Source organism: Dellaglioa sp. CoH-57-MRSF-20, assembly GCF_056781955.1.
The window spans coordinates 90,825-112,364 of sequence record NZ_JBXAXV010000002.1; the positions used below are offsets into that span (position 1 = coordinate 90,825).

Below are 21,540 nucleotides of genomic sequence, written 5' to 3' on the forward strand. Positions count from 1 at the left end.
TTAAATTAAGGAGCATTGGGGGTCGAAGGCCAGTGTTCCTTTTTATTTTTCTAATTAGATAATATATTAAAAAGTAGTAAAAAGAAACAAGTCTCCCGAAATCAAAAAAGATTTCGGGAGACTTGTTTAATATCATATTGAAGAGACTTATGTCACAGCCCCTTTTTTATTACACAATATTTCTATTCAATTGGCTATTAAGCCTAATATCAGGTAAAATGTGAGTATGTAATTTTAAAATATGAATAAAGAAATATAAAATAATATTTTTTTGAATGGGAGAAATAAATGAGTTCAATAATGGGACAAGTTGTTACCGCAATGGTAACTGATGAGAATGATACAGAATTTTTAGTACAAAAAGATAGTATAACAATGCATTTATTGAAAGATGAAAAAAACAGTCAATTAGCGAACGGTTCGATGGTTACAGGCTTTGTGTATGAGAACGAAGATCATGATTTGAGTTTATCAACAATAATTCCTAGAGCTGGCATTGATCAATATGCATTCGGAGACGTTGTAAAAGTTAGAAGAGATTTAGGTGTCTTCGTTGACATTGGTTTACCAGACAAAGATGTAGCAGTTTCACTAGATGATTTACCAGAAATGAAATCACTTTGGCCAAAAGCTGGTGATCGATTAATGGTTGGACTTAAAATTGATGCCAAAGATCGTATTTGGGGTGATGTTGCGGACGAAGAAATGTTTCGATCAATTGCTAAGAAACCTGATGACTCATTAAAAAATAAAAATATGAAATTTACAGTTATTCGCTTAAAAATGATTGGAACTTTTGTAATTACTGATGATGATTATCTTGGATTTATCCATCCATCTGAAAGATTTAATGAACCTAGATTAGGTCAAGTATTAGAAGGACGTGTAATTGGAATTAGAACTGACGGTACAATTAATCTATCTATCAAACCACGTGCCTATGAAGCAATTAGTGATGATGCAGCAATGTTGATTGCTGCATTAAGTCATAATGATGAAAAAACATTACCTTTTACTGATAAAAGTAATCCAGAAGACATTAAAGAATATTTTGGTATCAGCAAAGGTCAATTTAAGAGAGCTGTTGGACATCTGCTAAAAGAGCGTTATGTTAAACAAGAAGATGGTAATCTTATTTTAATAAAAATGCCTGAGGAATTTGAAACTAATAATGATGAATTAATTAACGAAACAGATGATTAATAGAAAACTATTTTAGTAGGTAAGAGATAATAAATAAAATTATTTGAAAATATAATTTATTAGTTCAACGTTAAATTAATATATCGGTAACAAACAAGTATATTAGTTATTTTTAAATATATGAATTGTCTCATGAATGCCGTGCGTGTAGAGGAGAACAATAATGCTTATTAAGTATAAGAATGATTATGAAAAAATTGCGATGGGCTTGTTGTCATTTATACCTGACTTGAAGGATGTTACTAGAATTAATTTAGCAATTAAAGGTTATCAAGATACAGAAAATCGAGATTTGTATCTTTGGAAAAATGAGGCAGGTAATTTTACTGGTATAGTTGGTATTGAAAATGATGGCAACGTTGTCGTAGTTCGGGCAATATCATTGAGTCCAGATGAAAGACATAAAAAAGTTAGTTTTTTGATTCTGAACGCTGTATTATCGCTATATCCTGATAAAAAAATCATGGGTACAATTGATACTACAAAATTAATTGAAAAATGGGAAATGCAAAAAAATGAGTCAAAAATTTAAATCTATTAGTCAGGTAACATTAAAATTAACCTCTTTTGAAGGACCACTTGATTTGTTACTGCATTTAATCAAAGATTCTGAGATGGATATTTATGATATTCAAATTTCAGAAATAACAGAGCAATATTTAACTATTATTAAAGATACTACGAATATGTCATTAGATGTGATTGGTCAATATTTAGTGATGGCTTCAACGTTGATGAAAATTAAGAGTCAAATGTTATTACCGGCAGAATTTTCCAATGTAGAGGAAACTCAAACTGATCCAAGGGCAAGTCTAGTCGAACAATTAATTGAATATCAAATTTTTAAAGAGGCGGCTGGAGAGTTGAGCGTCAGGGAAAATAAACGTGCGAATTATTTTTCTAAGGAACAAAGTAGTATTCCTAAAAATAGATTTGATAAACCTCAACTTGATATACCTGGCCTGGATTTAGAAACACTTGAGAATGCTTTTAAAAGAGTTTTAATAAAGCAAATAAATCATCAACCAATTGAGAAAAAAATTAATGTGCAACTAGCATCACTCTCTGATAAAATATCAGAAATAAAAAAAATCATTCTAAATTCAAATAAGAGTTTAATATTTAGTGATTTTTTTGAAATAACAACAACGGTTGATGAAATTGTTGTTACTTTTCTGGCAATATTAGAACTTTCAAAATTAAACCAAATTAAATTGAAACAAGCAAATAGCCATGAAATGATTCAGATTTTAAAAATTGAACCATAGATTATTGTATTAAGGAGGTACGAAGGTGAGTCATTTAGCAAATATTGAAGGACTTTTATTTGTGAGTGGGGATCAAGGAATATCTCTAGCAGAATTATCTAGATTAACTGGATTATTGAAATCAGCAGTTAAAGAACAACTTGAAAAATTATCATTAAAGTATAAAAATGATATAAATTCTAGCTTGGAGCTAATTCAATATAATGATTGTTATCAATTAGTAACAAAAGAGAAATTAGCAGATTTAATTAAAGATTATTTTGAAAATCCTAATTCAAGAAGACTTTCTAATGCAGCACTGGAAACGCTAGCTATCATTGCTTATAAACAACCAGTGACACGACTTGTAATTGATGATATCCGAGGAGTTCAAAGTTCAGGATCACTGCAAAAATTGATTGCTTTAGATCTAATTCGTGAAAATGGACGTCTTGATGTACCAGGAAGACCTATTATATATGTAACAACGACGCAATTTTTAAATTATTTTGGATTAACTGAACTAAAAGAACTTCCAGTGATTAGTGAAAATCAAGATTTTGATGGAGAAATAGGTAAACTTTTTTTAAATAATTTTAACGAAAAATTACAAGAAAATGAGGAATAATATGGCAGAGGCAGAAAGATTACAAAAAGTTATGGCGCAATCAGGTGTTGCGTCACGAAGACAATCCGAAAAAATGATTTCAGAAGGTCATGTTAAGGTGAATGGTAAGGTTGCAAGTGAGTTGGGTATTAAGGTCACAAGTGAAGATAAAATTGAAGTTGATGGTATTCGTTTAAATGAAGAACCATTAGTCTATTATTTATTCTACAAACCAAGAGGAGTTATTTCGGCTGTTAAGGATAATAAAGATCGTAAGGTTGTTACGGATTATTTTCCAGGTGTAAGGGAAAGAATTTATCCAGTCGGTCGATTAGATTATGATACTTCTGGATTATTATTAATGACAAATGATGGTGAGTTAGCCAACAAAATGACTCATCCAAAGTATAAGATTGACAAAACTTACGTCGCTAAAGTGAATGGTATTCCATCTAATGATGATTTAAAAACGTTACGTCAAGGAATTGTAATTGATGGTAAGAAAACGGCTCCTGCTCATTCAAAAATTATTTCAGCAGATAAAAATAAGCAAAAAGCAATTGTTTCATTAACAATTCATGAAGGCCGAAATCATCAAGTTAAAAATATGTTGGCAGAGGTCGGACATCCAGTGGAAAAATTAAAACGTGAAACTTATGGATTCTTAGATTTATATGGATTAACTTCGAGTCAATACCGTGAGTTATCTGAAGAAGAAGTTCATGCATTGAAAAGTATCGCCGAGCGTAAATAATTGTAACTTATTTTATCCTATGTTATATTTTGTAGCGTAATAAAATATTTGGTTCGTCTTCAGGGGCAGGGTGTAATTCCCGACCGGCGGTTATAGTCCGCGACCCACATTGTATATGTGGCTGGACTGGTGTAATTCCAGTACCGACAGTTAAAGTCTGGATAAAGAAGATAGGGCTTATTTGAGTAAGTAATTTCAAATGAACTCTGTTAATCTTTAGTGATTAATGGCGTTCATTTTTATTTACTTGAAAGGTTCTTCATTGAAGATGGCCTTCCAGGAGGTTTTCTAGTATGAATCGGTCACCAGTTTATAAAGTTGTGATTACAGCGTTCTTAGCTGCAATCTCATACGTATTAATGTTTTTATCTTTCCCAGTAATTTTTCCGTATTTAAAAATTGATTTTAGTGATTTACCAATTTTAATTGGATTTTTTATTTTGGGACCAATGAGCGGTGTGATGGTTGCCGTCGTTCGTTCATTGCTGTATCTAGTTTCAACTGGAACAGATATTGCCAGCTTGATAGGTGTTGGAAGTAATTTCTTAGCATCAATGGCGGTATCATTTCCAGCATATTATCTTCTCAAAGGTAAAGGAAACCTTAAGCCAACACTTGGAAAGAGTATTTTGGCAGTTTTAGTGAGTACCTTTGTACTAACTGCTGTATTATCTATTGCAAATTATTTTGTAATTCTACCAGTGTACTTGAATGTTATCGGTATGAATATCGGAATGTCAGTATCCAAGTACGTTATTGTTGGTATTGTTCCTTTTAATATTATAAAAGGAATTCTGGTCGTTGGGTTATTTAGTCTTTTATATCAGAGAATGTATGGTTGGGTTCAGTTAAATAATAAAAAATATAAACAACTATAGTATAATTAATGAGGGAGAATTCTTAAGTGATTCTTCCTCATTTTATTTTATAAGGATGGTATTTTATGGTTGAAGATTATCTCTTACAAATGTTTAATGTCGAATATCGGCGACCTAATGTAATATTTAGCATTATTACAGGTCGGAATACTGTTTCCAATATATATTGGGGAATGCGTTATGATTTGCTAGATTATTTTAGTATTGATCCTCAATTTACAAATGAAATATATCAAAAAATACTTTCTAAGTTGAAACAAAATAAATTACTCACTGAATCTAATGGGCAAGTTCGGTTAACGCAAAATGGTTTAATTCGACAAAAAAAAGCGAAAAGCGATTTATATCAAATTAAGCACCCTAAATTAATAAATCAATATAAATTTAATGAATGGTCAGAAACTTGTATTTTAGCTATACAAGTTGTATCTGAACTTAGCTTTGTTAATCGTCATTATTATCCTGTCGTAACATCCGAATTAACTAAATTTAATATCAAAAAATGGATTTCTAATAATGACAAAACAATACTAACAAAACAAGTTAATTTAGAATTACGATTGTTCGTGCAAAAAATTGATACAAATTCTAGTTTAATATTTATGAACAAATTAATTGGTCATAATCTTAATGGATTGACCAATAAACAGTTAGCAAATGAGTTGAATCTATCAGAAATGGAGATTCAATTAATATACAGAGATACAATAAATTTTTTTGCTAGTTGGATTGAGGAGCAAAAACAAAGTGTGTTCAAAGAATTAGTTCAGTCAATTCTAAAAACAGGAATTATTTCTGAAAGTGCAAAGGAAACGATGAGATTAATTACTATGGGCCTATCTGTTAATGATGTGGCTAAAAGTAGAGGATTGAAGACTAGTACAATTTTTGAACATTTACTTGAATTAGCAATGATTAGTGAAAAATTTCCATTTGATACTTTTTTAACAAAAAAAATAGTTAATGATTTATCTGAAATTATGGGGAGAGATATTGATCAAGTACCTTTTAAAATAATACAAAATAAGAAACCTGATATAAATTTTTTCGATTATCGTTTGTATCAAATTTATAGGAGTAAAATAGATGTCCAAAATTAATTTAAAAGAAAAATTGATGGAATACTTTGGATTCGATTCATTTATGATAGGCCAAGAAGAAACCATAGAAACTATCTTATCTGGTCAAGACACGTTATCAGTACTACCTACAGGGACTGGGAAATCATTGTGTTATCAGTTAGCTGGCTATCTTATGAATGGTACGACAGTTATCGTTTCACCGTTGTTATCTTTAATTCAAGATCAAGTTAGTCAATTTAATTTTCGTGGTAATGGGACAGCTATTGGATTAACATCAATATTGAGTTATTCTGAAAAAAAATATGTGTTAAAAAATATACAATCTTATAAATTTGTTTATTTATCTCCTGAAATGCTAAGTCAATTTGAAGTGATAAATGCCCTTAAACAAATAGATGTATCACTATTTGTTGTAGATGAGGCACATTGTATCTCCACTTGGGGACCAGATTTTAGGCCTGATTATTTGGATTTGAATAATGCAATTGTGAAACTTGGTACACCTTGCGTTTTGGCGTTGACAGCCACAGCTGCACTAAATATTCAGAATGATATTATGACACAATTAAAAACAGAAGGTCGAGATTTTCATAAAATCATTAAATCGGTTAATAGAAGTAATATTTTTTTAAGTGTCTTAAAAGTGCATGATGAATCTGATAAAAATAAGCAATTATTAAATTTATTGAATAAAATCAAGGGTGTTGGAATCGTTTATTTCTCGAGCAAGAAAAAGGCAAATGAGGTCTCAGATTTAATAAATAATAACACTGGATTAAGGTCTGAACCGTACCATGCTGACTTGAATGATATGGCAAGGTATACGGTACAAAGACAATTTATGGAAAATCAAATAGATGTTATATGTGCAACAAGCGCTTTTGGTATGGGTATTAATAAGAAAGATATTAGATACGTTATCCATTATCATATGCCCGCTGATTTTGAAAGCTACGTACAAGAATTTGGCCGATCTGGACGAGATGGCCAGCAGAGTATCGCAATTGTTTTTTCTCAAGAAAATGATGTGTTTCTACAAAGAAACTTAATTGATTTAACCATTCCAGATGATGATTTTATTAGGATGTATTTTAAAAAACATAAGGAATTAGTTGGTCTTGGAGAAGAAAAAGGTAAACTGTTAGATTATTACTATGAGAAACAAAGCTCAGTTGAAGAGGTGCAGTTCCTTTTTAGACAAAGGAAAATTGAAAAAGAAACTGGATTACAAAATATGATAATGTTTGTTAATTCAAGTAATTGTCGAAAGCAACAAATTTTAAACCATTTTGGAGAATCGAAATTAATAGAACATGATGAATTCTGTTGCTCAGCGTTATTTAATGTGGATGTACTTCAAAAGATTGGATTAGAAAAAAAGATAATCAAAAATGATGACAAGCAGTTAATTCAATCAACAGATAATATTATTTCAAGATTGTTTAAATTATCTTGAGAATAATTTGGATTATTATGGTAAAATAATGATAATTGTTTTTAGGAGGATTGAAAAATGAGTGATAAAAAAGATAATTCAGAAAAAAAGCCTTGGGAAAAATCATTCGAAGACGATAGAGACGATAATGGAAATTATTCTCGATCAGCGAATAGACGTAAAAGTAAAAATAGTTCATTATTAACTACGGGGTTATTAGTTGTTTTTGTAGCTATTATTATTGGAACGATTGCTTTTTATATTGTTGAAAGTAACAAAGTATACCAACCAGAAGATAGAACCACAAGCGAGAGTTCAGTAAGTAAAAAAATAGTTACCAAAACTGATGATTCTGATAGTTCTAGCTCAAGTGCTAAGAAAAGCTCTGAATCAAAAGAAAAAGCTAGTTCTGAATCGAAAGAAAAAGCATCAAAAGAAAAAGCTAGCTCTGAATCAAAAGAGAAAGCTAGTTCTAGCACTAATTCAAGCTCTAGCTCAGCGTCTAGTGAATCAACCAGCTCTGATAGTTCATCAAGTGCATCTTCAAAGTCATATGTAACTGTCGAAGCAGGACAAGGCATATATCGTGTTGCAGCAAACAATGGGTTAACTACAGAACAACTTCTACAAATGAATCCAGGGTTGACTACTTCTATTAGTGCAGGACAAAAAATAAGAGTTAAATAATATACATATGGGATTGATATCTAATCAATCCCATTTTTATGGAGGAATTACTTGATGAAAAATAATATCCAAATTGCAATTGACGGACCGGCATCCGCAGGAAAAAGCACTGTCGCTAAATTAGTTGCTAAAAAATTAAATTATGTTTATTGCGACACTGGGGCAATGTATCGAGCAATTACTTTTGAAGCAATGGCAAAGAATGTTGCGCTGGATAATGATGATAAGTTAGTTAGTCTATTAAAAGATACAATAATTTCTTTTAAACCAGCAAATCCAGAACAATTAGTCTATATAAACAATATAGACATAACACAAGCAATTAGGCAACCTGAGGTAACTAATAATGTTTCAACGGTTGCTGCTCAAGAAGGTGTACGCAAGGAATTAGTTAAAAGACAACAAGAAATTGCCGAAGATGGATCAATTGTTATGGATGGTCGTGATATCGGAACGACAGTATTACCAAATGCTGAAGTTAAAATATTCTTAGTTGCGAGTGTTAAAGAACGTGCTCTTCGCCGATTTAAGGAAAATCAAATTAAGGGTATTAATACAACACTTGATGTTTTAGAGTTTGAAATTGCCGAACGAGATCGAAAAGATTCTACACGTGAAATTTCTCCGCTTATTCAGGCAAAAGATGCTATACTTGTAGATACGACTTCAATGAATATTGATGGGGTCGTACAGAAAATTATGGATATAATTAACAAATAATAAAATAAAATGTGAAAAATGAGTATTAGCACTAGTAATTACTCTTCATTTCAGCTAAAATAATAAATAGAGTTTATTCGCTAAGGAGGACATTGTCCATGAGTAATATTGAAGAAAATAATGATTTACTAGAAGCATTAAATAGTGTAAGTGAAGTTAAGGTTGGTTCTGTTATAAAAGGTGAAGTTTTAGCTATCGATGATGCTAAACAAGTCATTGTTGGTATTGAAGGCGCCGGTGTTGAAGGTGTTGTACCAGCTAAAGAACTAGCACTTAAAGCTGGTGAAGAAACAGAAGACGTTGTCAAAATTGGTGACGTTATGGATTTAGTTGTTATTTCAAGTATCGGTGGCGATAAAGAAGGTGGTAGTTACTTACTATCACAAAGAAGAATTGCTGAACGTGAAGTTTGGAATGACTTACAAAAATTAGCTGATGATGATGCTACAATCGAAGCTACAGTAACACAAGTTGTTAAAGGTGGATTAGTTGCTGATGCTGGTGTGCGTGGATTCGTACCCGCTTCAATGATTGATGATCGTTTTGTTGAAGATTTATCAAAATATAACCATCAAACATTAGATTTCAAAATTATTGAAATTGACCCAACTGAAAATAGATTAATCTTATCACATAAAGCAATTGTTAAAGCTCAAAGAGATGCTCAAAAAGTAGAAACTCTTAAAACTTTAACAGTTGGTGAAGTTGTAACAGGAACAGTTGCCCGTTTAACTAACTTCGGTGCATTTGTTGATCTTGGTGGTATTGATGGACTTGTTCATATTTCAGAAATTTCTTACAACCGTATTTCTAAGGCAGAAGATGTCTTATCAGTTGGTGAAGAAGTTAAAGTTAAAGTATTGGCAATCGATTTAGATAAGAATCGTATTTCATTATCAATCAAACAAACATTACCTCAACCATGGGATAATGTTGAAAATGATATCCATGTAGATGACGTCTTAGATGGTACTGTTAAACGTTTAACGACATTTGGTGCATTTGTTGAAGTTATGCCTGGAATTGAAGGATTAGTTCATATTTCACAAATTTCTTACACACATATTGCTACACCAGGCGAAGTTTTAAAAACTGGCCAAGCTGTTCAAGTTAAAGTACTTGAAGTACATCCAGCAGAACATCGTTTAGCTTTATCAATTAAAGCTCTCGAAGAAAAACCAGCAACAGAAGAAAAACCTGAAAAGAAAAAAACAGTTAAAAAAGCTGCACCAAAAGCTAAAGCTCCTAAATCAACAATGAGTGGTATGCCAGAAGAAAGTACTGGTTTCACACTTGGTGATATTTTAGGTAAAGCATTAGAAGATGCAGATACTAACAAATAATTAAAATATTATTTTTAAGTAACGACTGAACTGTAGTTCAGTCGTTTTTATTATTTATTACAAAAGATATTTAGAGAGTGAGGTACTATCTATGGCAAATCCTGTTGTAGCAATTGTTGGACGTCCTAATGTTGGAAAGTCCACAGTTTTTAATAGAATAGCCGGGGAAAGAATTTCAATTGTTGAGGATACTCCTGGTGTTACACGAGATCGTATTTATGCTCATAGTGAGTGGTTAGCGCAAAAATTTAGCTTGATTGATACTGGTGGTATCGATATCGGTGATGAACCCTTTTTGACGCAAATCACTGAACAAGCACAAATCGCAATCGATGAAGCTGATGTTATTGTTTTTCTTGTAAGTGTAAAAGAAGGCGTAACGGATGCTGATGAGAAAGTGGCTAAAATTTTATATCGTTCTGATAAGCCAGTTATTTTAGCGGTTAATAAAGTTGATAATCCCGAGTCTAGACAAGATATTTTTGATTTCTATTCATTAGGATTTGGAGAACCATTTCCAGTTTCTGGTAGTCATGGCCTTGGGGTTGGTGACTTATTGGATGAGATTACAAAGAAATTCCCTGAAAATATTCCTGATGAAGATGACAGTCGAATTAAGTTTAGTTTGATTGGTCGTCCTAACGTGGGTAAGTCTTCATTGGTGAATGCAATCCTGGGTGAAAATCGTGTTATTGTTTCACCTATTGAAGGGACTACACGTGATGCAATTGATACAGCTTTTGATACTGAAGAGGGCGATATGTTCTCAATGATTGATACAGCTGGTATTAGAAAACGCGGAAAAGTATATGAAAATACTGAAAAGTATTCTGTACTACGTGCCATGCGTGCTATTGATCGTTCAGATGTTGTTTTAGTTGTGTTAAATGCTGAAGAAGGTATTCGGGAACAAGATAAGAGAGTTGCAGGGTATGCCCATGAAGCAGGACGTGGTATCATTATCGTCGTAAATAAATGGGATACTCTTGAAAAAGATAATCATTCATTATCTGATTTTGAGGCTAATATACGTCAAGAATTTGCATATCTTAGTTATGCTCCTATTATTTTTGTGTCTGCAATTACACAGCAACGATTATCTAAGATACCCGAATTAATTAAACGCGTAAATGAAAATCATAGTCGTCGTATTACATCTTCAGTATTAAATGATGTCATTATGGATGCAGTAGCCCATAATCCAACGCCAACTGATAATGGAAAACGTTTAAGAATTTACTATGCAACACAAGTAGCAATACAACCACCTACATTCGTTGTATTTGTTAATGATACTGATTTGATGCATTTTTCATATGAACGTTTCTTAGAAAATCAAATTAGAACATCGTTTGATTTTGAAGGAACACCAATTCATGTTATTGAAAGAAGAAGAAAATAATTCAAATTGATAAAACGCTACCATGCCATCTTTTTTTCTGCTAAAGTAGTTAAATACCTTGATGTAATACGTTTTGTATGGTATCTTAAATAAAGAATTAGTAGAGTAATCTCTGGTTCTATTATTATTATTTATTTTAAATAATAATGGCTGAATATTTTTAAATATTCGGACACATTTTAGGGGAGGTGAAACATTATGGCAAACAAAGCACAATTAATCGAAAATGTTGCAAAAGAAACAGGATTGACAAAAAAAGATGCTACTGTCGCAGTTGATGCTGTATTTGGTTCAATCCAAAGCACATTAGCTACAGGTGAAAAAGTTCAATTAATCGGTTTCGGTAACTTTGAAGTACGTGAACGCGCTGCTCGTAAAGGTCGTAACCCACAAACTGGTGAAGAAATTCAAATCCCTGCAAGTAAAGTACCTGCATTTAAACCAGGTAAAGCTTTAAAGGATTCTGTTAAATAATACTTAGAAAAAGCTAGTACAATTCATTTTGTACTAGCTTTTTCAATCTATAATTTATTTTATAGACAATAGTTATGTACGAGATTACTAGCTATTGTGTGTATGATAGATTAAACTAAACCATATTAATTTAATAATGAAGGGAAGTTATTTAATGACGCATTCAGAAATTATGCTAGACTACTTGGACGAAGGACAAATTGATGAGGCAATGAAAGAATTTGCCAGAGCATTAAGAAAAGACAATGATGCAACATTATTTAGTTTAGCAGAAGAGTTATATAGCTTAGGTTTTTTAGCTCAATCTAAACGTACTTATGAAAGATTATTAGAAAAATATCCAGAAGAAGATACTTTAAAAACATTCCTGGCAGATATTGCAATTAGTGAAGGAAAATCTGATGAAGCACTTAACTATTTGTCAGAAATTGAAGAAGATTCAGAAGCTTATCTTCAGTCTCTTATGGTTGCTGCCGATTTATATCAGACACAAGGTATGTTTGAAGTTAGTGAAAATAAATTATTAACTGCATATAAGTTGGCTCCTGAAGAAGAAGTTATCCAATTTGCTTTAGGCGAACTATATTTTAATACAAAACAATTTAGTCAGGCAATCGGATTTTATCTTGAATTAATTAAATCAGGACAGACTGAACTGTCACAGGTTAACTTAGTACAAAGATTAGGTGTTAGTTACGCAAACAGTGGGCAGTTTGAAAAAGCAATGGCATATTTAGAACAAATTCATTTAGAAAATATGGACTCTGATACTAAGTTACAGATGGGTTTAACCTATCTACAATTAAATGATCAACAAAAAGCAATTGATATTCTTTATGATTTGAAGGAAGAAGATCCTTCGTATACATCCTTATATCCAATTCTTGGTCAAGCACTTTCAGATGAGAATAGATTGAATGATGCTTTACTTGTCTATCAAGAAGGGTTAGCGGTTGACGAGGTAAATGATACATTGTATGAACAGGCAGCGACTGTTGCCTTAAAATTGGACGATGAGAAGCAAGCTGAAAAGTATTTAAATAAAGCAATTGATATTAATCCAGATAATACTGGCATATTATTACAATTAAGTAATTTATTAGTTAAGCAAGAACGTGATGATGAAGATATTAAATTACTAGAAGATATCAAGAGCGACGGAGATGTAGATCCTCAAATATTTTGGAATTTAGCTATTTCATATGAAAGACTTGAAGATTATGATAAAGCTGAAGAAAATTATTTAGAAGCATACCCTTATTTTACTAATCAAGTTGACTTTTTAAGATCTGTTATATTTATTTTTAGAGAGAACGGACGACAAGAGGAGTTAAAGGACGCAATTAAACATTACTTAGCTTTAGTACCTGATGATCAAGAAATTATTGATATTCAAAATGATATAAATTATTAAAATAAAACGTTTATATCATTCTTTTGGTATAAGCGTTTTTTGTTAGCAATTTGTAAGATTTGCTTAAAGAAGGGGAAGTAAAATGATTACAAATCAGATAGTGATACCAAAATTAGAAGATAGTACTGAAATATTTAATTTAATTAGTCGTAATCGTCTTGAATTAAGTGAGTGGCTTCCATGGGTTAATGCTATGAAATCGATTAATGATGAAATAATTTTTTTAAGAGACTCTTTTAAGGATGAAACTAAATTAATTTTCGCTATAAAAATTAATAAGAATATCGTTGGCATGATTGATTTACATGGAATAGATTTACATATGGGAACTGCTGAGGTTGGTTATTGGTTAGACAAGTCGTATGTAGGACGCGGAATAATGTCAAAGGCCTTAACAGAACTTGAGAAACTAGCTATAAAGGAATATAAGTTAAAAAAATTAAAAATAATACTAGATTTGAATAATATAAAAAGTTTGAAAGTAGCTAAGACTAATAATTATCACTTTATAGAACAAAATGACCAAAATTTAATTTTTGAAAAGAGATTATAGAATTTATGATGGTATATTTATAAATGATATTATTATTTTTTGCTTTTTAATTGCTATTAAGGATATAATTTTAGATAGGTAATGTTGTTTAAATGGCGATTAATTATCTAAAATTATATATCGGGGGTAGGGACATGAAAGATTTAAACGAAAAAGAAATTGAACGATTGAGTAAAAAAAGTATTACTGAGAAAATTATAGATGGCGATTGGTACCAATATTCTAAAGAAGAATGGGCTCAAAAAACTGTTAAAACAAGTGCACAAACTATTTATAAAATAAATAAATTGGCGGCTCATGATACGAATGATGCAGATAAAATGCTTAAAGAATTTTTACCTAATATGGAAAAATCTGCTGAAATATATTTTCCAATTTCAACTATAGAATGGCCGGAAATGTTAAAAATAGGGTCAGGCACATTTATTAATTCTAATTTACAGATTTTAAGTGCAGGACAAATAACAATTGGAGAACACTGTTTCATTGGGCCTAATTGTCAGTTATATACACCTAATCATCATTCTATGGACAAAAATTTACGTCGTGAAGGATGGCAATATGATGCACCAATTACAATTGGTGATGATTGTTGGTTTGGTGGATCAGTGATTGTTTTACCTGGTGTCACGATTGGAAATAATGTCGTCGTTGGTGCTGGTAGTGTGGTAACAAAAGATGTACCTGATAATGTTTTAATCGCAGGTAATCCAGCACGAATTATTAAGACTATTGGTTAGATAAAGTTATGGCGAAAAGTAGCATAATTTAAAAATATTTGGGCAACAAAAAGGAGCTAGAATTTTTCTAGCTCCTTTTTGTTGCTCTTTTAAGGTTTATATGATTAATTTTTGTTCAATAATTAAATGACGGTAGTATAAAAGTGAATTTGGATCAATTCTTAACGTCATCATAATTTCTGAATCTGTCATCGTATTGTTAGTGAGAATAGAAAAACAAATAGCTGACTGGTACAGCAGACGTGGTGAAACATTTGGCGCAATAAATTGTAAATCTTTCTTTAAAAATTTATGTAGACCAGGTAAAGATAATAAAGGTGCTTCAACATTTTTACGCAGTTTTAAAAAGCAATCGTTGGAGTTTTGTAAAATTTGTAGTTGTTTAATATAGGTATTGAATTGCTTCAAAAATAATTCCTCTGTTTCCGTAAATGTTAATTGTTTAAAGCTAACGAAAAAACCAGGTTGTAAGATTTCTGAAATTTTAAAGAAATGCCGTGTCATTAATAAAACAAGTCGAGAATAGTAGCTAATTTCTGAATTTAAAAGATAAGAGTCGAAGTCTATTAACCAATTGAAGGTTATAACAGAATTTGCGATATTTTTTTTCCCTTTTAACATTAATGTTGGAATATGAGTATTTATCTGATGGGTAAATAAATATTTAAAATAACCATTCAGATGCGATAAAACCTTAGTATATGTTGAATTTTTAATATTTCTTTTATCTTGAAGCATAGTTAAATATTGACGAACGTCTGATTCTAAGATAGTTTCAACCATTATTGAATTAGAGAATGCATCATTAAAATTTAGAAGATAGTTAAAAAAATCATGAATATCGTAGTTATATTCTAAAATTGTTGATGGGGACAAAGAGTTGGATTCTAATGATAAATTAAAAGCTTTTTGATAGGGATAATTCATTTAATTGCCTCCTTTAGTAATAAACAATAAGTTACTTTAACTATATCACACTAATAAAGCGCACTGCAAAAATCGCAGTGCGCAAGACCAATCATTTATTAAAGATATTAGTGATATTAGTGATTTTATTCTTTTTTTGTCGATTAAAACTAAACCCTTGTCCCAGTACTTCATTAACACTACTAATTGAAACAAAAGCATTTGAATCCTGGTTTTGTAATATTTCCTTCAACTGATGAAGTTCATTACGGTTGATAACAACATAAATCATTTTTTTATTTTGGCGAGAATAAGATCCCTCACCATTGATGTAACTAACACCTCTGCCTAATTTATCCCAAATTTCATTAGTTATAATTTGATATTGGTCACTAATTATTAAGATGCCAAGTCCAGAATAACTACCTTCAAGAGTGAAGTTAACAATTTTTGAGAAAACATATGAGCTTAGTAGGGTATACATCATATGCCTTAAATCTAAGTAGCTAAGTGATATGACCAAAACAGCAATATCAAGGGCAAGAATTGTCTTACCCATTTGAATACCACGTGTTTTTTCAAAAATTCGAGCCACTACATCAGTTCCACCAGTAGTACCACCAAAACGATATACTAAGCCTGACCCAAGGCCACCAAAAGCACCAGCAAGGATACCTGCTAAAAACAAATCATCATTTACATTAATTTGAATCGGAACACGTTGCCAAATCCATAAGAAAAGAGATAACATTATTGTTCCATATATAGTATAGACTAATGATCGTTTACCTAAAAAACGGTAACCAATAAGGATTAATGGAACATTAATTGCAATTGTTGAATACGCAGGATCAATATGAAACCAATAACGTAAAATTAAAGTAACTCCGGTTATACCACCTTCAGCAAGATGGTTTGTTATATTAACGGTTGCTAATCCAAATGCATAAAAACAACAACCTAACGCAATCATTACTAAATCGATTATTTTAATTCGTTCATTTTTTAAGATTAGTTCTACCCCCTGAAATAAATTCAATATAAATATCATACCATATTATCGATGAATGTCTGCTGACTATCATTTTAAATCTAGTATAAATCTGTTAAACTAGATTGTATTAATTAAAGATGAGGAGGATTACTATGATTAAAGTTTTGGTTGCTGGATTTAAAGGACGAATGGGTGCCACTACAACAAATATGATCTTAGAAAATCCATTATTTGAATTAGTTGGAGTCTATAGTACTACAGCTACAGAAAAAAATATAAATGAAATTACTGACTATAAGACAGAGAATGTCCCAATATTCAATAAGCTAGATGAAATAAACGTAGTTTCCGATGTTTGGATTGATTTTACTGTCCCAAGTGTTGTTTTCGAAAATACTAAATTTGCTATTTCGAAACATATGTCACCAGTTATTGGGACTACGGGTTTATCGGAAAATAATATAGCTGAACTTAAACAATTATGTAAAACAGAAAAATTAGGTGGATTGATTGCTCCTAATTTTGGTATTTCAGCTGTTTTATTAATGCAATTTGCGCAACAAGCTGCTAAGTATTTACCTGACGTTGAAATTATTGAAATGCATCATGATAATAAATTGGATGCTCCAAGTGGTACAGCCTTAAATACCGCAAAATTAATTGCTGAAGTTCGTAAACCTAAAATTCAAGGCAACCCTGATGAAAGAGAAACATTACCAGGTGCGAGAGGTGCAGCCTTTGAAGGCATGAGAATTCATAGTGTCCGTTTACCAGGCTATGTTGCTCATGAACAAGTCTTATTTGGTGGCGAGGGTGAAGCATTAACTATTCGTCAGGACTCATTTGACCGTATTTCATTCATGTCTGGTGTTGCATTAGCTACTGAAAAAATTGGACAATATAAAGAATTACTAGTTGGATTGGAAAATATATTATGATAGTTTCCAATCTTGCGGATGATTTCATTAATGCTGAACCAGTGATTAAAGCCATTGAAAATGCTGGTTTTGAAGCATATTTTGTCGGAGGAAGTGTTAGGGATACTATCTTAGGATTACCAATCCATGATATTGATATTGCCACTAGTGCATACCCTGAGGAAATTAAGGAAATTTTTAATAAGACGGTAGATACAGGTATTCAACATGGGACTGTTATGGTTTTAGATCATGGAGAAGGTTATGAAATCACCACATTTCGAACAGAATCAACTTATCAAGATTTTAGACGTCCAGATCATGTTGAATTTGTACGCTCTTTAGAAGAAGATTTAAAACGTCGTGATTTTACAATCAATGCCTTAGCAATGACACATGATGGACGGATTATTGATTTGTTCAACGGACTACAAGATTTAGAAAATCACATCATTAGAGCTGTTGGCACTGCTGATGAACGTTTTAATGAAGATGCTTTACGAATGATGAGGGCAATTAGATTTGCAAGCCAATTAGATTTCACAATCGAAATGGAAACGAAGAAAGCATTAAATAAACATGCACCACTATTGAAAAAGATTGCTATTGAACGGATTCATATTGAATTTATTAAATTACTGTTGGGAAAAAATCCTCAAATTGGACTTCGACATTTTGTTGAATCAGATTTAGTAAAATATTGTCCCGAATTTAATAATTATTTATCGGAACTAACTGATATGTCAAAAATGCAATCAATTAAACTTACATCAGAAGTAGCTGCTTGGTCGTTAATTATTCATGTTCTAAAGATAACAGAAACTAATATTAATCATTTTCTAATCTCATGGAAAAGTTCAAATGAGTTAATTACACACGTTCAAATAGTTATCAAAGCACTTAACGGTATTATTCATGATTCCGTTAATCGAGAACTGATGTATGAAACTGGATTAGAATTATTATTAATTGCAAATGAAGTTGCAGCAATATTTAATAGTAATTTAGATGCAGAAATGCTGACAGTTGCTTATACTGCACTTCCAATTAAGTCTAAAAAAGACATGGCAATTAATGGACGACAGTTAATAAAAGATGTTGGTATTCAACCAGGTGAAAAATTAGGCCAAATTTTATCCATATTGGAAAATCGTATTTTACTAGAAGAAGTCCCAAACGAATCAACTCAATTATTAAAAGTGGCTAAGCAACTAATGTTAAAATTAGCGTAAAAAAAGAGATTAAATATCATTTAATCTCTTTTTTTACAAAACATGCTTAGTAATACAAATTATAAAAGAGAATCAATTAGATAAGAGAGTGATTACATGCAAACACTGAGGGTAGAACATTTAAAGAAAACATACGGCGAAAAAACATTATTTGATGATTTAAATTTTATTGTTAATGAAAAAGATAGAATCGGATTGATTGGAACTAACGGTTCAGGGAAAACAACGTTATTAAATGCATTAACAGACCTTGACCCAGCTGATTCAGGAGATTTAATTAAACCAAATAACTATCGTATGAGTTATTTAAAACAAATACCAGAATTAAATGATGATATGACAATTATGGAAGCCGCTTTTGAAGGAGCTTCACCTATTTTTGAAACAATTCGTCATTATGAAGCTGTTTTAACAGCCTATAGTGAACATCCTGAAGATGAAAAATTACAGCAACGTTACTCAGATGCGGAAGATCGTATGAATCGTGAAGATGCATGGAATGCCGATAATGACGTTAAAACAATTCTAACGCAATTACAAATAACGGATTTAACACAAAAAGTCTCAACCTTATCTGGTGGACAGAAAAAAAGAGTTGGCTTGGCTCAAGTACTCATACAAGCTCCTGACTTATTAATTCTTGATGAACCAACAAACCATTTGGACTTTAGTTCTATTGAATGGCTAGAAAGTTACCTTAAAACGTACAAAGGAGCTTTAATTGTTGTTACTCATGATCGGTATTTTTTAGATCAAATTGCCAACCAGATTTTAGAACTATCATTTGGTAAATTACACTCGTATGAAGGTAACTATCAAGATTTCGTTGCTCAAAAGGCTGAAAGAGTTGCCCAGGAAGTTACCGCTGAGCATAAAGAACAACAGCTATATAAAAAGGAACTAGCTTGGATGCGTACTGGAGCAAAAGCTAGATCAACAAAACAACAAGCACGAATTAACCGTTTTAACGATTTAAAAGAAAATATGAATTCATTACAAATTGATCAAGATGTTTCAATTGGACTAGGCCAACAGCGGCTTGGTAAAAAGGTTATTGAGCTAAAAGAAGCTAGTTTAGTCTTAGAAAATCATAAAATTATTGATCATTTTAGTGAGTTGATTCAGGCGAGCGATAGAATCGGGATTACCGGTAAAAATGGTGCTGGTAAATCTAGTTTACTAAATGCAATTGCTGGAAAATTACCACTTAACTCTGGCGAATTACTAATGGGCGAAACGGTTAAATTAGGTTATTACCAGCAACAAACTGAACCCATACCTGGCGATAAACGAATGATTAACTATCTAAATGAAATTGGTGAAAATATCGAAAATAAACATGGCGAACGAATAAGTACAACACAACTTTTAGAGCAGTTTCTTTTTCCAAGATCGATGCATGGGACATTAATTAGACAGCTATCCGGTGGTGAAAAAAGAAGACTCTATCTCTTGAAATTACTTATGCAACAACCAAATGTCTTATTACTAGATGAACCTACAAATGATTTAGATATTGGAACATTAACAGTACTTGAAGACTATTTAGAATCTTTTAATGGCGCAGTTATAACTGTCTCACATGATAGATATTTTTTAGATAAAGTTGCAGATCAATTACTTATTTTTGAAGGCGATGCTAAAATTAATCGTTATACTGGATTATTTACATCGTACCTTGCTAAAGAATCACTGGATGATGCCGTATCAATATCAAAAAAAGAAAAAATTATCGAACACGACACCATTTCTGACGATAAATTAAAAGTTAAATTAACTTATGCTGAACAAAAAGAATTTGAAACAATTGAACAGACAATTGATAATTTAGAAGCTAAGAAAGAAAAAGCTGAAAGTGATATGTCGAATATCAATGGCAATGATTTTGTAGCATTAAGTGAACTACAAGTGTCAATTGATAATTTAGATGATGAAATTGAAGAAAAGATGAATCGTTGGGACTATTTAGGTAAATATGCAGAAAAGGGGTAATTTTCGTATGGAAGAAACATATTTGCAACTTGAACGTGATATTTTAATGAACGGAAATGATAAATCTGATCGTACAAAAACGGGAACTAAAAGTCTTTTTGGCTATCAAATGAGGTTTGACTTAAGTCAAGGATTCCCACTACTAACAACTAAAAAAGTACCATTTGGTTTAATTAAGAGTGAGTTACTGTGGTTCTTAAAAGGTGATACTAATATCCAATATTTATTGAAACATAAGAATCATATTTGGGACGAATGGGCTTTTAAAAATTACATTGAAAGTTCTCAGTATATGGGTCCAGATATGACTGATTTTGGACATCGATCACTTTTAGAGACTGATTTTAAAAAAGAATATGAAGTACAGAAAAACCTTTTTTGCGATAAAATTATTGAAGACGATGAATTTGCAAAAAAGTTTGGTGAATTAGGTGACGTTTATGGTAGTCAGTGGCGTAATTGGAAAACTAGACAAGGTGATACGATTGACCAAATTAAAGATGTTATTGAAGCAATCAAAAAAACACCTGATTCTAGAAGATTAATTGTGTCCGCTTGGAACCCAGAAGATGTACCAAATGTGGCATTACCACCTTGCCATACGTTATTTCAATTTTATGTGGCTGATGGTAAATTAAGTTGTCAATTATATCAAAGAAGTGGCGATGTCTTTTTAGGTGTACCATTTAATATTGCAAGTTATGCGTTATTAACTCATCTAATTGCTAAAGAGGTTGGACTTGAAGTTGGTGAATTCATTCACACATTAGGCGATGCCCATATTTACAATAATCATATAGAACAAGTGAAGGAACAACTTTCTCGTGAAGTGCAACCCATGCCAAAATTATGGTTAAATCCTGATAAAAATAGTATTTTTGAATACGATATGACGGATATTAAAATAGAAGACTATAATCCTGCACCACCTATTAAAGCGCCTGTTGCAGTTTAATATTT

General features: G+C 31.5%; 22 protein-coding genes and 1 riboswitch. Of the genes, 20 read left to right on the plus strand and 2 right to left on the minus strand.

The window, feature by feature from the left end; all coding sequences use genetic code 11:
- Nucleotides 1-288: 288 nt before the first annotated feature.
- The 16 genes from AC1RPN_RS02235 (at nucleotide 289) to AC1RPN_RS02310 (ending at nucleotide 14,539) form a co-directional block, all read left to right on the plus strand.
- Nucleotides 289-1,203, plus strand: coding sequence for a CvfB family protein (locus tag AC1RPN_RS02235; RefSeq protein WP_481761351.1), 915 nt, complete (start codon nucleotides 289-291; stop codon nucleotides 1,201-1,203).
- 163 nt (nucleotides 1,204-1,366) lie between these two features.
- On the plus strand, nucleotides 1,367-1,735 hold the full coding sequence (locus tag AC1RPN_RS02240) for an N-acetyltransferase (RefSeq protein ID WP_481761350.1): 369 nt from the start codon (nucleotides 1,367-1,369) through the stop codon (nucleotides 1,733-1,735).
- Nucleotides 1,719-2,471 carry a segregation and condensation protein A gene (locus tag AC1RPN_RS02245; RefSeq protein WP_481761349.1) on the plus strand — a complete coding sequence of 251 codons (753 nt, stop codon included), beginning with the start codon at nucleotides 1,719-1,721 and terminating at the stop codon, nucleotides 2,469-2,471. The genes AC1RPN_RS02240 and AC1RPN_RS02245 overlap by 17 nt, the downstream gene beginning before the upstream one ends.
- A gap of 25 nt (nucleotides 2,472-2,496) precedes the next feature.
- Complete coding sequence (gene scpB / locus AC1RPN_RS02250) at nucleotides 2,497-3,078, plus strand: SMC-Scp complex subunit ScpB (RefSeq protein ID WP_481761348.1); 582 nt, start codon at nucleotides 2,497-2,499, stop codon at nucleotides 3,076-3,078.
- 1 nt (nucleotide 3,079) lies between these two features.
- Nucleotides 3,080-3,811, plus strand: a complete 732-nt coding sequence (locus tag AC1RPN_RS02255) for a pseudouridine synthase (protein WP_409022503.1) — start codon at nucleotides 3,080-3,082, stop codon at nucleotides 3,809-3,811.
- Between the two features lie 51 nt (nucleotides 3,812-3,862).
- A riboswitch (FMN riboswitch) is annotated at nucleotides 3,863-3,987 on the plus strand.
- Nucleotides 3,988-4,104: 117 nt separating this feature from the next.
- The gene (locus AC1RPN_RS02260; protein WP_409022504.1) at nucleotides 4,105-4,689 is read left to right on the plus strand and encodes an ECF transporter S component; all 585 of its coding nucleotides are present in this window, start codon (nucleotides 4,105-4,107) and stop codon (nucleotides 4,687-4,689) included.
- A gap of 65 nt (nucleotides 4,690-4,754) precedes the next feature.
- A complete protein-coding gene (locus tag AC1RPN_RS02265) occupies nucleotides 4,755-5,789 on the plus strand; it encodes a helix-turn-helix domain-containing protein (protein WP_481761347.1) in 1,035 nt (344 codons plus the stop codon).
- Entirely contained in the window at nucleotides 5,776-7,227 is a 1,452-nt protein-coding gene (locus AC1RPN_RS02270) for a RecQ family ATP-dependent DNA helicase (RefSeq protein WP_481761346.1), read from the plus strand. Before AC1RPN_RS02265 ends, AC1RPN_RS02270 begins: the two co-directional genes overlap by 14 nt.
- A 57-nt stretch (nucleotides 7,228-7,284) precedes the next feature.
- Nucleotides 7,285-7,893: a LysM peptidoglycan-binding domain-containing protein gene (locus AC1RPN_RS02275; protein ID WP_481761345.1), complete on the plus strand. Its 609-nt coding sequence runs from the start codon at nucleotides 7,285-7,287 to the stop codon at nucleotides 7,891-7,893.
- Nucleotides 7,894-7,947: 54 nt separating this feature from the next.
- Nucleotides 7,948-8,613 (plus strand): (d)CMP kinase, encoded by a 666-nt coding sequence (gene cmk, locus AC1RPN_RS02280; protein WP_481761344.1) that lies wholly within the window; start codon nucleotides 7,948-7,950, stop codon nucleotides 8,611-8,613.
- Between the two features lie 98 nt (nucleotides 8,614-8,711).
- Entirely contained in the window at nucleotides 8,712-9,956 is a 1,245-nt protein-coding gene (rpsA, locus tag AC1RPN_RS02285; RefSeq protein ID WP_481761343.1) for a 30S ribosomal protein S1, read from the plus strand.
- 91 nt (nucleotides 9,957-10,047) lie between these two features.
- Complete coding sequence (gene der / locus AC1RPN_RS02290) at nucleotides 10,048-11,358, plus strand: ribosome biogenesis GTPase Der (protein WP_409022510.1); 1,311 nt, start codon at nucleotides 10,048-10,050, stop codon at nucleotides 11,356-11,358.
- 198 nt (nucleotides 11,359-11,556) lie between these two features.
- The gene (locus AC1RPN_RS02295) at nucleotides 11,557-11,832 is read left to right on the plus strand and encodes an HU family DNA-binding protein (protein ID WP_409022511.1); all 276 of its coding nucleotides are present in this window, start codon (nucleotides 11,557-11,559) and stop codon (nucleotides 11,830-11,832) included.
- 154 nt (nucleotides 11,833-11,986) lie between these two features.
- Nucleotides 11,987-13,246, plus strand: a complete 1,260-nt coding sequence (locus AC1RPN_RS02300; RefSeq protein WP_481761342.1) for a tetratricopeptide repeat protein — start codon at nucleotides 11,987-11,989, stop codon at nucleotides 13,244-13,246.
- A gap of 82 nt (nucleotides 13,247-13,328) precedes the next feature.
- On the plus strand, nucleotides 13,329-13,799 hold the full coding sequence (locus tag AC1RPN_RS02305; RefSeq protein WP_481761341.1) for a GNAT family N-acetyltransferase: 471 nt from the start codon (nucleotides 13,329-13,331) through the stop codon (nucleotides 13,797-13,799).
- A gap of 134 nt (nucleotides 13,800-13,933) precedes the next feature.
- Nucleotides 13,934-14,539: a sugar O-acetyltransferase gene (locus AC1RPN_RS02310; RefSeq protein WP_481761340.1), complete on the plus strand. Its 606-nt coding sequence runs from the start codon at nucleotides 13,934-13,936 to the stop codon at nucleotides 14,537-14,539.
- Nucleotides 14,540-14,635: 96 nt separating this feature from the next.
- Here the strand turns inward: AC1RPN_RS02310 and AC1RPN_RS02315 are convergent, their stop codons facing one another.
- Together AC1RPN_RS02315 and AC1RPN_RS02320 are read right to left on the minus strand one after the other, a co-directional pair.
- Nucleotides 14,636-15,466 (minus strand): site-specific integrase, encoded by an 831-nt coding sequence (locus AC1RPN_RS02315; RefSeq protein ID WP_481761339.1) that lies wholly within the window; start codon nucleotides 15,464-15,466, stop codon nucleotides 14,636-14,638.
- A gap of 91 nt (nucleotides 15,467-15,557) precedes the next feature.
- A complete protein-coding gene (locus AC1RPN_RS02320) occupies nucleotides 15,558-16,418 on the minus strand; it encodes a YitT family protein (RefSeq protein WP_481761410.1) in 861 nt (286 codons plus the stop codon).
- 173 nt (nucleotides 16,419-16,591) lie between these two features.
- Here AC1RPN_RS02320 and dapB point away from each other — a divergent pair, with 173 nt between their 5' ends.
- From dapB to AC1RPN_RS02340, 4 genes are all read left to right on the plus strand, one after another.
- Nucleotides 16,592-17,377 carry a 4-hydroxy-tetrahydrodipicolinate reductase gene (dapB, locus tag AC1RPN_RS02325; protein ID WP_409022516.1) on the plus strand — a complete coding sequence of 262 codons (786 nt, stop codon included), beginning with the start codon at nucleotides 16,592-16,594 and terminating at the stop codon, nucleotides 17,375-17,377.
- The gene (locus tag AC1RPN_RS02330; protein WP_481761338.1) at nucleotides 17,374-18,588 is read left to right on the plus strand and encodes a CCA tRNA nucleotidyltransferase; all 1,215 of its coding nucleotides are present in this window, start codon (nucleotides 17,374-17,376) and stop codon (nucleotides 18,586-18,588) included. Before dapB ends, AC1RPN_RS02330 begins: the two co-directional genes overlap by 4 nt.
- A 96-nt stretch (nucleotides 18,589-18,684) precedes the next feature.
- On the plus strand, nucleotides 18,685-20,580 hold the full coding sequence (locus AC1RPN_RS02335) for an ABC-F family ATP-binding cassette domain-containing protein (protein WP_481761337.1): 1,896 nt from the start codon (nucleotides 18,685-18,687) through the stop codon (nucleotides 20,578-20,580).
- A 7-nt stretch (nucleotides 20,581-20,587) separates the two neighbouring features.
- Nucleotides 20,588-21,535 (plus strand): thymidylate synthase, encoded by a 948-nt coding sequence (locus AC1RPN_RS02340; RefSeq protein WP_481761336.1) that lies wholly within the window; start codon nucleotides 20,588-20,590, stop codon nucleotides 21,533-21,535.
- Nucleotides 21,536-21,540 lie beyond the last annotated feature (5 nt).